At 34.2% G+C, this 14,923-nt stretch carries 7 protein-coding genes and 1 tRNA gene; 3 read left to right on the top strand and 5 right to left on the bottom strand.

Annotated elements, in window-relative coordinates; translation table 11 throughout:
* The first annotated feature begins 46 nt into the window (after positions 1 to 46).
* Entirely contained in the window at positions 47 to 733 is a 687-nt protein-coding gene (locus U6A24_RS12820) for a lipocalin-like domain-containing protein (protein WP_324180375.1), read from the top strand.
* A gap of 91 nt (positions 734 to 824) precedes the next feature.
* Positions 825 to 3,176, top strand: a complete 2,352-nt coding sequence (locus U6A24_RS12815; protein ID WP_324180374.1) for a TonB-dependent receptor — start codon at positions 825 to 827, stop codon at positions 3,174 to 3,176.
* A 1,540-nt stretch (positions 3,177 to 4,716) separates the two neighbouring features.
* On the opposite strand, the gene U6A24_RS12810 is transcribed toward U6A24_RS12815, so the two are convergent.
* From U6A24_RS12810 to U6A24_RS12790, 5 genes are all read right to left on the bottom strand, one after another.
* Positions 4,717 to 5,391, bottom strand: coding sequence for an MBL fold metallo-hydrolase (locus tag U6A24_RS12810; protein ID WP_324180373.1), 675 nt, complete (start codon positions 5,389 to 5,391; stop codon positions 4,717 to 4,719).
* A 20-nt stretch (positions 5,392 to 5,411) separates the two neighbouring features.
* Entirely contained in the window at positions 5,412 to 7,589 is a 2,178-nt protein-coding gene (locus U6A24_RS12805) for a carbohydrate binding family 9 domain-containing protein (RefSeq protein ID WP_324180372.1), read from the bottom strand.
* 195 nt (positions 7,590 to 7,784) lie between these two features.
* Positions 7,785 to 8,900, bottom strand: a complete 1,116-nt coding sequence (locus U6A24_RS12800) for a hypothetical protein (RefSeq protein WP_324180371.1) — start codon at positions 8,898 to 8,900, stop codon at positions 7,785 to 7,787.
* A gap of 798 nt (positions 8,901 to 9,698) precedes the next feature.
* Entirely contained in the window at positions 9,699 to 10,940 is a 1,242-nt protein-coding gene (locus tag U6A24_RS12795; RefSeq protein ID WP_324180370.1) for a site-specific integrase, read from the bottom strand.
* Positions 10,941 to 11,158: 218 nt separating this feature from the next.
* Positions 11,159 to 11,233: transfer RNA gene (locus tag U6A24_RS12790), tRNA-Pro, on the bottom strand.
* Between the two features lie 390 nt (positions 11,234 to 11,623).
* Here U6A24_RS12790 and U6A24_RS12785 point away from each other — a divergent pair.
* On the top strand, positions 11,624 to 14,758 hold the full coding sequence (locus U6A24_RS12785; RefSeq protein WP_324180369.1) for a starch-binding protein: 3,135 nt from the start codon (positions 11,624 to 11,626) through the stop codon (positions 14,756 to 14,758).
* Positions 14,759 to 14,923 lie beyond the last annotated feature (165 nt).

Raw genomic sequence — 14,923 nt, 5'->3', positions numbered from 1 at the left:
AACAAAAAACAATAACAAATATTTACAAACCTAATTTTTTAAAACTATGAAAAAAGCAATTTTAGTAACCACCGTATTTTTAAGTGCATTATCAATTTCTTGTGGTAGTGATGATGACAATGACGAAGTTAATAATAAACCTTCAGCAGTAATCCTTGAAATAGCAAATCGAAATGCTAGTTCCTCCATAGATTTTATCTGGAATGCTGCTACAGATCCAGATGGAGATGTTGTAACTTATGATATTAAAGCAAACGCTATAACCTTAAAAGAAAACATAGAGCGTTTGAAATATACGTTTATTACCCGAGATCATTTGGATTTAGTATTTCCGATTACTTTTAAGGTGATTGCACAAGATCAAAACGGAGGTTTTTCAGAGAGTAATGAAATTGTAATAGAAGAAGATCCAATTGTAGGGACCTGGAACTATACACAATCTCTAGAAGACGGCCAGGAGGTTGCACTAAGCGATTGTGAAAAAAGAGGAAATTATGTTTTCAATTTAGACAATACTTCAGAAGATAATTTTTATAAGGATGGTGCTAATTCGCAATGTGACCTCGTAAAAGGAGTGGGAACCTGGACTAAAAACGATGATGGTACGTATTCAGGGACTTTTGCTGATGATATAGAAACCTATACGACCACCTTTATGTTGTCTGAAGGAAAACTGATTATAGAAGATACAGAAGCAGGAAAAGTTTTTACAGACGTATATACAAAATCTTAAATCTTTTTTGGTGAGCTACAGCTCATTTTGATATGTATGAATAGCAATTTTATTTCTCTTTTTAAAAAAATAACGGAAAAATTACAAGGTATTGAAAAACTATACCCTACTGTTTTTTATGTTTGTTTCTACATTAGCTACCGCTCAAAACATTGATTTTGAGAGTGTAGGTAAAGCTAAGCCCATTAAGGTGAGTGGTGAAGTATCGGCTAGTGGGGTATATTATAACTCAAATCAAAACAGTAACCGAGAACCTTTTACTTATTTTTTAAGAGGAAATCTAAATGTGAGCATTTATGGTTTTGCAATCCCAGCATCGTATAGTTTTACCAATCAAGGAGAAAATCTGGATTATGCGTTACCTTTTAATTTCAATCGTATTAGTTTACACCCAAAATATAAATGGATAACAGGACATATTGGTAATGTTGCAATGACATTCTCTACATACACGTTGAATGGGCACCAGTTTACTGGAGGGGGAGTAGATATAACTCCACCGGGAGCATTTAAAATAAGTGCAATGGCAGGAGAATTATTAAGAGCAACTCCCGATGATGGAGATGAGCGTACGGTACCTGGCTTTAGTAGAATGGGATACGGTCTTAAAACAGCCTTTGAAAAAGAAAAGTTTAAAATAGGATTGATTGGTTTTTATGCCAAAGACAATCAAAACTCTATTGATGCTATTCCAGAAGCAAAAGGAGTACTCCCTCAAGAGAATTTGGCAGTAAGTATATTAGGAGAAGCTAAATTAGCAAAAAACTATACCCTACAGGCAGAATATGCCGTTACGGCAATTACCAAAGACTTACGCGCAGAAGAAGTAAACAATCCCGGTACTTCGCCTTTAGGTTCATTATTTAACAATCGCGCCTCTACAGAATACTATAATGCCATAAAAACAAGATTTGGCTATACAGCAGGAAGAACTAGTGTTGGTCTTTCTTACGAACGCGTAGATCCTGGATACGAAACGCTGGGAGCCTATTTTTTTAACAACGATTTTGAAAACATTACCGTAGATGCTTCCAATACATTTTTTAAAGATAAACTCACGCTGGTAGTAAATTTTGGGTACCAACGCGATGATTTGGATAACCTAAAAGCCAATAGCACCAATAGAACAGTAGGTGCAGTGAATGCTACTTTAAATCTTACAGAGCGATTGACTATTGCAGGCTCATATTCCAACTTTTCTACCTTTACCAATATAAAACCCAACCAGTTTGATGAGATTAATGATGCAGATCTACTAGATGAAGAATTAGAAAACCTGGATTTTAGACAGTTATCCCAAAGCGCGAATGCAAACATCAACTACATCTTATCAAATAAGAAGTCATCCAGACAAAACCTAAGTTTTAATTATGCATTAAATGATGCTGCCAATGAGCAAGGGGGCATTGTGCGAGTTGGGGATGCCTCTAGTTTCCATAATATCAATGTAACACATAGCATTAATTTTACAGAGCATAACCTTAGTATTAATACAGCAATCAATGGGACCTATAATATTATAGGTAGAGAAAATGCAACTACCTGGGGACCGAATCTTGGTGTTGGTAAACGATTCTTTGAAAAGAAACTAAGTACGCGCCTTGGATTATCGTATAACAAATCTCAAAGCACTACCGGAAAAACACAGGTGGCAAATGCCCGGATCAATTTGAGTTATGTTTTAAAAGAACGTCATAATTTTAGTGTAAGCGCAATCCAACTGTTTAGAAGCGGAACAACCACTGATCATTTAAGTGAGCTAACAACCACATTTGGATACAATTATCGATTTGGGATTAAAAAACTGAATTTTAATAGAAAAGATAATGCCTGGTTACGTTTTTCATACCGGAAACGCACTTTTGAAGGAACTCCGTGGGAGATTACTCCACAATTAAAAGCCATAGCCAAAGAAAAAGAAGCCGATGCAATGGTACAGCAAAAAAAGGACGAATTGCGACTGCTAGCCAGAGCCGTTAAAAAATCTGAAAAAAGCCATAAAAAGTTCTATAAAAGCGCAGCATTGGAGTATTTAAAGACATTATTTTTCTATGAAGATTTTCTTGACAAATATGACGCCTGGATTTATGAGGCCTATTTAAAATTAATTAAGGAAGGAGAAGCAGTGAATTCTGAAATACAACAAGAATATACCATATTAAAGGCAAAGGTTAATACGTATAAAAAACCTGAAGATATTGAAGCCCTTATTGTTATTGAGAAAAAATTTGATGCCCATACCACTATGTTATTTTCTATCAAAAAATGGAAATTAACTCCAGAAGATATCCGTAAACCGCAGGGGGAATTAAAGAAAATGAAGGGGCATTATATCAAGAAAATCTACACAATGTACCTTAAAGAAAAACCAGAAGATAAAATCATTACCTATATAGAAATACGGTTGGCCGATTTATTTCATAAAGTACTAAAGGAAAACTAGAAAGAATATAAACTTATGTTGGTTCAAATAGATAAAAATAAGCCTGCCAAAGTTAGATATAACTATTGTCTGAGTTATGATTTCCCATGGAAACTCCAAAAAAATAAAGAGATTATCATTTTCCAGTTATACGCTTTGATCCTTGCCAATAAGTCCTCAAAATCAGGTTGGCTATTGTAAAGCCATGTCTATATATCTTTCCTGAGATCGTAAATAAAAAGACATCATTTTCTGAAATCGAACTCTTTTATGCTTATTATATCATTCGGTATTGATAAAATCTTGAACCTCTTAATTTCTTTTGTTATTACCACCGACCATTAAAGAAGCAAAAAGAGTAATCAATAATAATATATATCATTTTTGTCTCGTGACCCAGCCCCGGTTCGTTATAGTCTATGACACATACATAGGAATCCACGGGAACCAGAGTGCCTTTATGAGTGCCATCCCAAGCATCGGCCGATATGGGCACTTTTTATCTTGGGTCTTGTACTAAAACTCCGCCTTTGTTTCTAACAAGGGGCTATACAATAGAAAGTATGTGCAATGGAGTGATGGTCTGAAGCCGGATAGACCATTGGTTTTATAAGAGTAAAGTTTTTTCATTTACGGTTAAGTTTTATACCAGCGGCGAGGATCGGAAACAACGGTCCCCTTCATTTTTTGTGGGACAAGGCCAGATATCAAGGATGCCTGTAATGCGTTGGGCCAGAAAGATCTTCTGTTGGGCCAAAAAGGACTTCTATTAGACTCAATACGATTAAATTTGGACCCGGGGCGTTAAAAATTGAGTCGTAATGGCTCAAAATTAGACCTAAGCAATTAAAATTTAGGCAAGATGTTCTCTGTTTAAGGCTATTAAAGTCTAACACTTCGTAAAAATGGCCCTCAAGAAGGTTAAAACGGCCCATAGCATCCTCGGGAAGTGCTAAGTTTTAACTCGGTAGCGTCAATTTTTGATAAAGCCTTTCAAAATTTTAAAAAAGCAATATACTCGTTCTGCAAAGTCAGATGACTTTGCAGAACAATCAAAGACAAACGTAAACCACCTAAAAATAAACAGAAAAATAGGTGTAGAATAAATAAAAAGAGAACATAATGATTGCTCAAAGTCAGGTGACTTTGCGGAGTGGTATTTCGTTTTAAAGCTGCATCAAATAAAAAATCCAACCACTTTCGTGATTGGATTTTGTTGGTCGGGGTGGCAGGATTAATTAAAATTCTGTAACCCCTTGTTTTTTAATATATTAAATACTTTTAACTATATGTGTTCACCTAATTGCACACTAAAATCAAAAAGAACGATTTAAAAACAAATTTAATTTGCCTTTACGGTGGGCAAATATACAATTTCATATAAAAAAATATGAAATAAATTATACTTTTTTATATAGCCGTTATAAGTTTGAAAATATTTGATAATTTTAAAAAATAGCTTCGGAAATTATATCATAACAGGGTAATTGTAGCAATGAAAGTTTTATATTTTCTGGTTTCTTGAATATCATACACTCATTATTTATACCCTACTATACATTTATCTATTTAAATATGCTGCTAATTTTTCTTTGGCATTACCTATTATAGCTTGATAGTGAAAAGGATATACATTTTCAAAATCATATTTTAATAGCTTTTTACAACTTTCAATTCTATCTATAGGGTTTTCATAATCTTCTGAACGTTCTTGGGTAAAATCTTTAATCTCTCCGTTCTTGTCACCATAGAAGGTGTCTCCCGTAAATAAAGATTTCGACGATTTCTCTAATACACAAATTGCTCCCGCACTGTGTCCAGGCGTATGAATGACTTCTATGTCTTTTCCAAATTCAGGCATTTCGGTAAAAAACACATCGGGTTTCATTCTAAGCCAAGGGTGATTTATATCTGCTTTATGAGCATAGACTTTTAGTCCTATTTCCTTTTGCCATTTCGTTCCGTCTGATATTCCGCATGAGCCATGTGATAGTATTGCAAAGGCAGGTTTTTTGAAAGATTTAATAAACTCTTCGACTTCTTTTGTATGTGTTGGAATATCAAAAAGTAAAATTTTATCATCTAATTCAATGAGGTATGTGCCTACTTTTTCTGAATAGAAATATTGATTATTAATAAGGTAAATCTTAGGATGGAGTTCTGTAGCTACAGGAATTTGGGACTGACAAGAATTGAAACCCAAAAAGATGCTCAAAATAAGATAGATAAATTTCATAGTTATTACATTTTATTAAATTATAAGTCTAACCAATAGTTTAGTTTGATAACGAGTGATTTGTTTTTCTTTTCCCAAGTATTTACAGAATAATTATCAGTATACACTATAAATAGATTCGATAGGGCATTAATTTGCCATTGAAATCGTGAGTTAATGTTAAAATTGTCTCGTTGGGTGTTATACTGTATAAAGGTTGTCCAAAATAATTTTTTGGAAAAGCTTATTTCTGTTTTGTTACCAATAAGCCAGTACTTTGCACTTCCATAGGGTTCAGGAAATTTAAGATCATCCAAGGAAGTATTCATAGCATATACACCCCATGGTTTAATACGATAGGTTAAGTCTAAACGATATTGCGTTCGTGTTCCATTATAAAATCCACCATTCTGTAATCCAAGTGTATAAATTAAATTCTTTCGCCTGTCCGATGAATACGAGACACTACCAAAATTGTAATGATAAAAACCTGATGGTAACGGTTCACCATCGGTAAAAGCAAATGGAAACAATAATTGTGGACGCATAACATTATAGGAAATATCCAGTTTGTTGGTATTCTTCCATTGTATGGTATAATTGGGAATCCACTCATATCTAAAAGGCCTACCGTCTTTTGTAACAGTATAAATTTGTCTTACACCAAGGTTATGAAAGTTGATTTTTCTATTCTTAGGGTATATGATGTAATTGAGTCGCGTATAGAAGTGATCAAAACCTAAGCGAATGGTTGTATCCCTAACAGCATCTACATGGAAATTTCTAGGAAAGAAACCTATTCTATTAATATAATTGTTTCCCACTCCAGCTATATCTGTGAAAAAATTTAGATTTCTACCATTATAAGCTAATTCCATTTTATGAAAACCGTTTTTGGTATTTACCTCAGGTGTATCAGATAAACCATAACCCCAAGATCCTCTATACTTACCGTCTTTAGAACGGTAGTCTAGTTCAAGCCCGCCAACGCGATTGAACTCGTCTTCGTCGGCTACATTTTCTGTATCTGTTGCCTGAATATTATGAAGATATCCTTTCAGCAGAAATTGTTTTAAAACCCTCTGATTAGCAGCAAGGGACGTATAATTTGTAGAAGCTTGATTTTCAGATCTATCGGTTTGTACATTCATCACCCCAATCCGTAAATTTTTATTTACAGAACCACTCAATCGCGCACCGAATTGAATTGGTATCGGGTTATTATCACTGTCTAATCCTACACGGCGGGAAAAAAAAGGACGCATGGGTGGAATACCGAAATTGGAAAAGATGTCACTGTTTTCAAGGAAAAATAATCGTTGTTCGGGAAATCGTATGTTAACGGTTGTTAGGTTAGTTACTTGTCTATCGACATCTACCTGCGAAAAATCTGGATTAATGGTAATATCAAGGTTGAGTCCTTTACTAATGCCCATGCGTATATTACCTCCAAAATCAAATGTTGTTTCACTACTATTATCAGATTGGTAATTCTTAGAGTTTCTAACCAAAGTATATGGGCTTATAGCAAAATTGAATTTTGATTTCTTAATTGGTATAGGCCATCTTAACCTTCCAGTATAATCTAGATGCATTTCCTGAAATTGCACTGGCACAGGTGCCCAAGTATGGTTTGTGTTAGTACGAACGTCCCTTCTAAAAAAATTAAGCCCCCATTCACCAGTATTGGTATACCGTAGCACTTTAAAAGGAATAGCTATTTCCATTGTCCAGTTTGTATCATTAATTTGGGTTGCAGACTGCCAAATGGTATTCCAAGAGGTATTGAGTACTCTTGTCAGCGTGGAATTACGGCCAATATTCTGATTATCCATAATAGCATCGGCTTGAACGCCCTTTGGGTTAGTGGCAAATAGGTAAGCGCTATTCTTGGTGTTAATAGGATCTAACACTACACCAAAGATATCGCCTTCCCAAAAGACGGGATCGTCTCTTTTAAGCGAGAATACTCCGTTTTGAAGTTTACCATAGCAAATGGCACTTATATATAAAGTAGAGGTTGTGTAAGCAACTTGCACTTGGGTTTGAATGGAATCTGGAGTTGCAATTCCGCTTTTTGGAAAATTCATATAAAAAGTGGTTGTTTTTTCTGCTTTTTTCCAAATGGGTTCATCGAGTAAGCCATCGACTGATATGGGTTCATTTAAAAATTCCGCTTCCAATTTCATTTTTAGATCAACCTGAGCGGATAGTTTCATGCAGCAGCACATTAACAGCACACCTGATCCAAAAATCTTTAAGAATTTGTGAAACCGCTTTTCTTTCATGAAGCAAAGATCTTAACTGATAACCGAATAGAAAAGCAGATTTCATGAACTCTATTATTTTTTCAGGAGCATTTCAGGTATAAAAATCTGATAATTAGACTATTGAAAAATTAAAGTTGTGAGAGCTTAAGATAGTATTCTCAATATTTCGGTAAGTTCTTTAACTTCTAATAAGCTAGAAATATCTATTTCAATATTCTTTTCAAGACAATCCAATTCATATAATCCAGAGCCCTTTATTCGTTGAACGATAAGTTCATTTGCCTTCAAAGTTTTATATCCAGCATTATCGAGATGTTTATTTATGAAACGTTTTCGAATATCTAATATAGATTTATATATATCACCAAATCCTGGATGTGTACCACTGTAAGCTTTTATAGTTTCTCCTTTTTTCTTATAAACTGCAAAACGAAGTAAATCTTTGTATTCTCTATTTACCACGGAACAATAAATAGGAAACTTTACAATTCCTTTGTCCAACATGGTTAGCTCGATCACCAAACTTTTATCTTTTTTATAAAATTCTAAATACCTACTATAACCTAACGATTCATTTACATCAGGCATCCTATCACGTTTATCAAGAGCCAATATTTTAGATTGTAGTGCCTCGTTTGTACTTCTTACTGCATCATTTTCATGCTTTAATGCTTGTTGCATTTTGAAGTGATGCATAGCCATAACAGCAAGCAACATGAAGATAATAATCATTATATGTGAAGTATAAAGCGAAATAAATCGATAGTTCTGACTAATTGAATAGGCAGGGAATACGATGTACTGAACTATGATAAGAATGAAGGCAACCATTATAAATATCGCTACACCAGTTGTACCAAAGTTTTTGCTTCGTTTTAAAGCATGAATGGCTCCATATAAGAAAAAAGAGATTGCGATGAGTGAATATATGTGATCTAGAAAAGGTACTAAAGTACTACCTAATTGAATTTGAAACATCCAGAAAACAATATATAGAAGTACGATAAGGGTATTCACTATGAAAATCAATAGTGTCCAATGTTCCCATTTTAAAAACTTGAAAAATTTAAACTTTGAATTGTCTAATACATCCTTAAAAAAAGGAACGGCTGCAAGTATAAATGTATTATTGAAGGTAGAGAAAATACTAATAAAAAGCCATTTTTGGTGCTCTTTGTCAATACCTGAGTTTACCAAAGTATTTTCAAATAAAAAACGTGCTAGTTCAATGGCGATCCACATTAATATAGCGAGTGACATAAATAGTATGGGTAACGAGGACTTTGTATTACTTTTTGAATTATTATTTTGTTTTATCCATAAAGAAAGTAATAGCAGAAACCCAAAAACAATAAGAATTAGGTGAGTTATCTTAAGTAAATTAATAGTGCTATTACTATCCATATTGTAATGTTGGTAAATCTTAGTGTTCTAGTATTGCTGCTTATCTTTCCCTTTATCCGAAAAATCAATCATTCACTTTATTTTTGAGGTAAATATTTTTCAATCTTTTTTTCATTACATAAATTTACACTTAAATATAGAGAATCTAAAGTATATATTCTCACAGCCTTCTATAACGTTTATAGTTTTACTATAGAATTTGTGAAACAAATGTAATAGGAAAAGCAAGAGGGTAACACGCTACGCGATGTTACTGTTTCATAACCCTTTGGATTAGTGGTGATTATATGTTATAAAACTAATCATAAAGAAACATTTTTCACGGAAAAATGCGCTGAACTCAATAAAATTGGGGAATTTTTCCGTGAAAAAGTTACCAGTCTATTATAATTGCTTCATTTTGGTTTATTTTAAACTTTACAACCAATTTAAAAATTACAAGAATTTCATTTTTTACTAAAAAATGCTCTCAGCCCAGTAAAATCAGGGAATTTTTTATGAAAAAATGAAAATTTGAATTGTTTTGATACGTTTTGAAAAAAGCTAACGCACTCGCTTTAAGGCTCGTTTGTTTCATTTTTAAAGTGATGGATTCTCCTCGCGCTAACTTAGAACTAATAGAAAGGTATCAATGATACCCAGCCTCTGAATCCATCACTTTAAAAACGTTTTCTTTGTTTTCTCTTGAGCCTTAAATCGTTCCAATAAATTGCTGATATCTTCACTAATTTTTGATTCTACAACCCTTGCATAGATTTGAGTAGTGGATAATTTAGTATGCCCTAAAAGTTTTGATACGGTTTCAATAGGAACACCATTAGAAAGCATTACTGTAGTTGCAAATGTGTGTCTGGCTACATGAAATGTAATATTCTTATAAATACCACAATCTTTCATGATTTCCTTTAGGTAAGAGTTTATTTTCTGATTCGAAGGTATTGGAAGTAAAAAATCGCTTACATTATATTTATACTTATCTAGAATTATTAGAGCTTTAGGCAATAAAGGAACTTTAATTGTTTCATTGGTTTTTTCTCGTTTAGTAAATATCCAATAATTACTGTCAATGCCTTTTGTTATTTGGTTAAGAGTAAGTTCTTTTGCATCGATATAGGATAACCCAGTATAACAAGAAAAAAGGAAGCAATCCTTGATTTTTTCTAATCTTTTATTCTTAAAACTGGTGTTCTCTAACATAGAAAGTTCTCTTTCCGTCAAGTATTCCCTATCATATTTATCAAACTTCAATTGAAATTGTTGAAAAGGATTCTTGGTTATCCATTCAAGTTTAATTGCTAGATTAACCATCTTTTTAAAACGTTCCAGATGTTTCATAACACCATTATTAGATAACATCAGTTGCTTTTTCTTGCTTCTTGCACCTCTAAGAAATCGCTCAAAATCAATAATAAATTGATAATTCAATTGCTTTAGGAAAATATCGTCTATCTTTTTCTTTTTCGCTAAAAACGTAAACAAATACTTTTCTGTAGTAAAGTAGTTCTTTATAGTGCCTGGTTTTAATACAGTAATCATAGTTGTATTATGATACTCAATCAGTTCTTTTAAAGTTTTGGAGACAGAATCTTTTCCAAGAAAACGTGATTTAATTGCATGTGAAGAAATCACTTTATTTTCTTCCAAAAGCTGTTTGTGACAGTTGAGCAATTTGGTATAGACACTATCAAGATAATTGTTTAAAACTCTAATATTAGTTGAAGTGCCACGAGCTTTACCCTTAGAAACGTCCCAATTGTACACCGATATGCTCCTTTTTAGACTGATTTCTGAACGTTTTCCATTTACTGTTATGCGACAGTAAATATTTAAAATTTTCAGATTGCTTCGTGATTTTCTGGTAAAGAAAATAATTGTGAAAGTGTTGTTTGACTGCATGTTAAACGTCTTTAATTAAACAATAATTCTTGCAAAGACGAAAGTCAAATCGTTTCTAAAAAGTCCTATAAAACTACAACAATTTCAATGAAAAAGTGCACACCGAATTGCACACCTTTTTTGTGATATTAAATGATTTCAATTGATGTCATAAAAAACAAAAAACACTGAAAACCATACAGTTAACAGTGTTTTAATATTCCCTATTTCTAGGTTCGTCGGGGTGGCAGGATTCGAACCTGCGACCTCCGCGTCCCAAACGCGGCGCGATAACCGGGCTACGCTACACCCCGTAGCTATAATCTCTTTTTAAGAGGGTGCAAATATAGGTAAATCATTTAAATAAAAATATAAAGTAATAAAATACTTTAACAGGATATAATCTCTAACGTTTACTTGAATTTTTTTGAATTTAATAAACGATACTTCCAGGGGCTTCAAAATGAACTAAATTAAATCATATAGTTTGCTAAAAAACCTTCCGTTTTTTGCTAACTCATTACGGTTTTAACATAAAAGAATATAAAATATCAACACTCAAACGTTTTCGCGAAAAATTGATGTGCTTGGCGTTGTTTGAAACCCAATTTTTTTTAGAAATATTTAATACATCGTTTGAGAATTATCAAAAACACAATTTTTCAAACGATGTATTACAAACACACAAACTAAAAACATTAATTATGAAAAAACGCTTACTCTATTTTGGGATGCTGTTATGCTTATTACTCCCAAATGTAATGAACGCGCAATCCCTTAGGAATTTACCTTTTTCTTGGGATAATGTGACAATTTATTTCCTTATTACCGATCGATTTAATAATGGAGATCCAACAAACGATACCAGTTTTGATCGCCAACAAAATAGTAGAAATAACGAATTAGATTTTCATGGAGGCGATATACCCGGTGTTACACAAAAGATCAGGGAGGGATACTTTGATGAACTTGGTGTAAGTGCAATCTGGGTGACTCCGGTAGTAGAAAACAGACATGGTTTTAACAATCCCCCTGCCAATGATCCTACATTTAGAGATTACCCATATCACGGTTATCATACCAATGATTGGACGGCATTTGATCCTAACTTTACGACGGCAGAGCAGTTTGAAGAGTTTATCGATGAAGCACACAATCATGGGATAAGAATACTTGTAGATATCGTGATGAATCATACAGGTTATCGTACCTACAAAGAAGTAAATGGTAATCTTGAGTTTGTCGATGAAGATTATCCAAATGATTGGGTTCGATTGCAGTGTCAGGAAGACGGCAAACCTAATAATGGAGAATTGCCATGTGACGATTATTCGACTCCTCTATATGGATTACCCGATGTGAGAACAGAATCTTTTAATGAAGTTGCTCTTCCACAATGGTTATTAGATAAATGGGATACCGAAGGAAGAAGACAACAAGAATTGGATGAATTAAATGCATACTTTGCGAGAACGGGTAAACCTAGAACACCCAGATATTATTTAATTAAGTGGTTGACCGATTGGGTAAGAGAGTATGGTATTGATGGTTTCAGAGTAGATACAGAGCGCCATGTTAGAGCAGATGCATGGAGAGACCTTAAAGATGAAGCAGTTCTGGCATTAAGAGAGTGGAAACAGAATAACCCAACAAAGAAGCTCGATGATCTTGACTTTTATATGACGGGAGAAGATTCTGGACTTAATATTAAAGAAAATGCAAGTGATCCCTTGCCAGAAGATTTTACGGTGAGTAAATTCAATAGTATGATTAACTTCCAGTCTCCTAAGAGAGCATATACCGAAATGGGGCAGGAAGCAATTTTTAGCTCTTTTGCAGAAAAGCTTAATCAGGATGGAGGCTTTGGCACCAATGGTGAATATAATATGATTAGCTATTTAAGATCTCATGATTTTAGTGAGTTTTATACTGGGAACATGTTTTATGGCGGAACAACATTATTACTTTCCCCTGGAGGTGTGCAAATTTATTATGGAGATGAGTCCGGAAGACAATTTTTTGATTCACAAACCTATGTTGATGCCGGGTATCGAGGAGATATGAACTGGGATTCTATTGATGAAGCAATGTTGTTTCATTGGAGAAAATTAGGAACATTTAGAAGAGAGCATACTTCAGTTGGAGCAGGATCGCACCAAAAACTAAGTGATTCTCCATATATTTTCAAAAGAGAGTATAATCGCAATGGCGAAAGTGATAAAGTATTAGTGCTACAAGGACAAGATGGAGATTTTGCCGGAGCAATTAATGTTTTTGGTATGTGGCCCGATGGGACCGAGCTTAAAGATTACTTTTCAGATCTTACTGCGACCGTTTCCAACGGCACTATTTCTTTTGGAACTACTTTCGGACTAGTATTAATTGGAGAACCGTTAAATATTTCTGATTCGGTAAGCTTATCTGTTAATCCAGCTTCGGGATCATATAATGGGGCAATAAGTGTTGAAATGACAGCCTCATCTACTGTTCAGGGAGCTGCGGTAAATATTTACTATACTACAGATAGTTCTACCCCGTCTGCTACAAGTATACCATACACTAGCGCCTTCACGGTAGATGCTACTGCAACGGTCAAGGCAATTGCTATAGATTCTGAAGGCAATGAATCTTCAGTAATTACTAGAGATTATGCTATAAGTGACGGTGCACCTTTTGATATTTATTTCAAAAAACCATCAAGTTGGTCTTCTGCTTACGTGTATTTGTTTAATCAAAATACAGGAGAACCTTTACCGGGATTCCCAGCGTGGCCGGGAGCTGTAATGCAACAAGAGGGAACGTCTCCTTGGTATAAATATAATGTAGATCAAAATGTACAGGTGGGAATTGTTTTTAACGATAATGGTGCAGATCAAACCGATGACCTTACCAGAGCGGCAGCAGGTTGGTATGATAGTCAATGGTTCAACGAGTGTCCCAATGAGTGTCCTGGAGATATTATAGATACTTCTTTTGATGTGCATTTTAAAAAACCAAGCGGTTGGAATGCTGCCTATGTATACCTATATGATAAAAATTCTAATGCAGCTATCCCTGGGTTCCCGGCATGGCCCGGAGTCGAAATGCAACAAGAAGGAACTTCACCTTGGTTTAAATATATCGTAGATCAAACCGTAGAAGTTGGTATTGTATTTAATGATAATGGGGGAGCACAAACCGACGATTTGTTTAGAACAACTGAAGGGTGGTATGATAACCAATGGACCAATACATGCCCAGGGGATTGCCCGGGAGATATTATAGATACTTCTTTCAAGGTATACTTTAAAAAACCATCTTCGTGGAACAATGCCTTTATTTATGTGTATGATAAAAATTCAAATTCGGCAATTCCAGGAGCACCTGCTTGGCCTGGGGTGTCTATGAATTCAATTGCTGGTACTCCTTGGTACGCTTATACTATAGACGAATCTGTTGAAGTAGGTATTGTATTTAATGATAATGCAGGGGCACAAACCGATGACTTGTTTAGAACAGCTGAAGGATGGTATGACAATCAATGGTTTGATAGTTGTCCAAGTGATTGCCCAGCTTCGGGTAGGGCTAGGGCTAAAACGCTAAGTGAATTTAATGCAGTTGTAAAAGCATATCCAAATCCATTTGGTAATACATTAACACTATCTTTTGCAGGAAACGTTTCTGAAAATCCTGTTCGAGTAGCTATGTACGATATCACAGGAAAAAGAACAAAACTTATTCCAAACCAAGAAATGAAGACAAGTACTTTAACTATAGATACCTCAGAATTACCAAAAGGGATTTATATGATTAGAGTGATTTCGAATAATACTTCAGAGGTAATTAAATTGGTGAAGTAATAAAAAATATTATAGCTTTTTTACAAAACCGCTAATGATCAATATCGTTAGCGGTTTTTTTTATGTCGATTCAAGTTTTTTGATAAAAATAGTGCTTGTTGTTTATTAATTAAGTCAGTGTTGGATTGTATCTTTATATCGTTAATTGGAAACCAATTTCTTCTC

The sequence above is a fragment of the Aquimarina gracilis genome (genome assembly GCF_035285365.1).
Classification (GTDB): domain Bacteria; phylum Bacteroidota; class Bacteroidia; order Flavobacteriales; family Flavobacteriaceae; genus Aquimarina; species Aquimarina gracilis.
The sequence above is the reverse complement of the archived record's forward strand: the minus strand, read 5'-3'. Positions and strand labels throughout refer to the sequence as shown.

Excerpts from the sequence above, each read along its gene's own strand:
- U6A24_RS12820 (WP_324180375.1), top strand. The coding sequence starts at position 47 with ATGAAAAAAGCAATTTTAGTAACCACCGTATTTTTAAGTGCATTATCA.
- U6A24_RS12810 (WP_324180373.1), bottom strand. The coding sequence starts at position 5,391 with ATGAAATTTATCTATCTTATTTTGAGCATCTTTTTGGGTTTCAATTCT.
- U6A24_RS12805 (WP_324180372.1), bottom strand. The coding sequence starts at position 7,589 with ATGAAACTATCCGCTCAGGTTGATCTAAAAATGAAATTGGAAGCGGAA.
- U6A24_RS12800 (WP_324180371.1), bottom strand. The coding sequence starts at position 8,900 with ATGTCACTCGCTATATTAATGTGGATCGCCATTGAACTAGCACGTTTT.
- U6A24_RS12795 (WP_324180370.1), bottom strand. The coding sequence starts at position 10,940 with ATGCAGTCAAACAACACTTTCACAATTATTTTCTTTACCAGAAAATCA.
- U6A24_RS12785 (WP_324180369.1), top strand. The coding sequence starts at position 11,624 with ATGAAAAAACGCTTACTCTATTTTGGGATGCTGTTATGCTTATTACTC.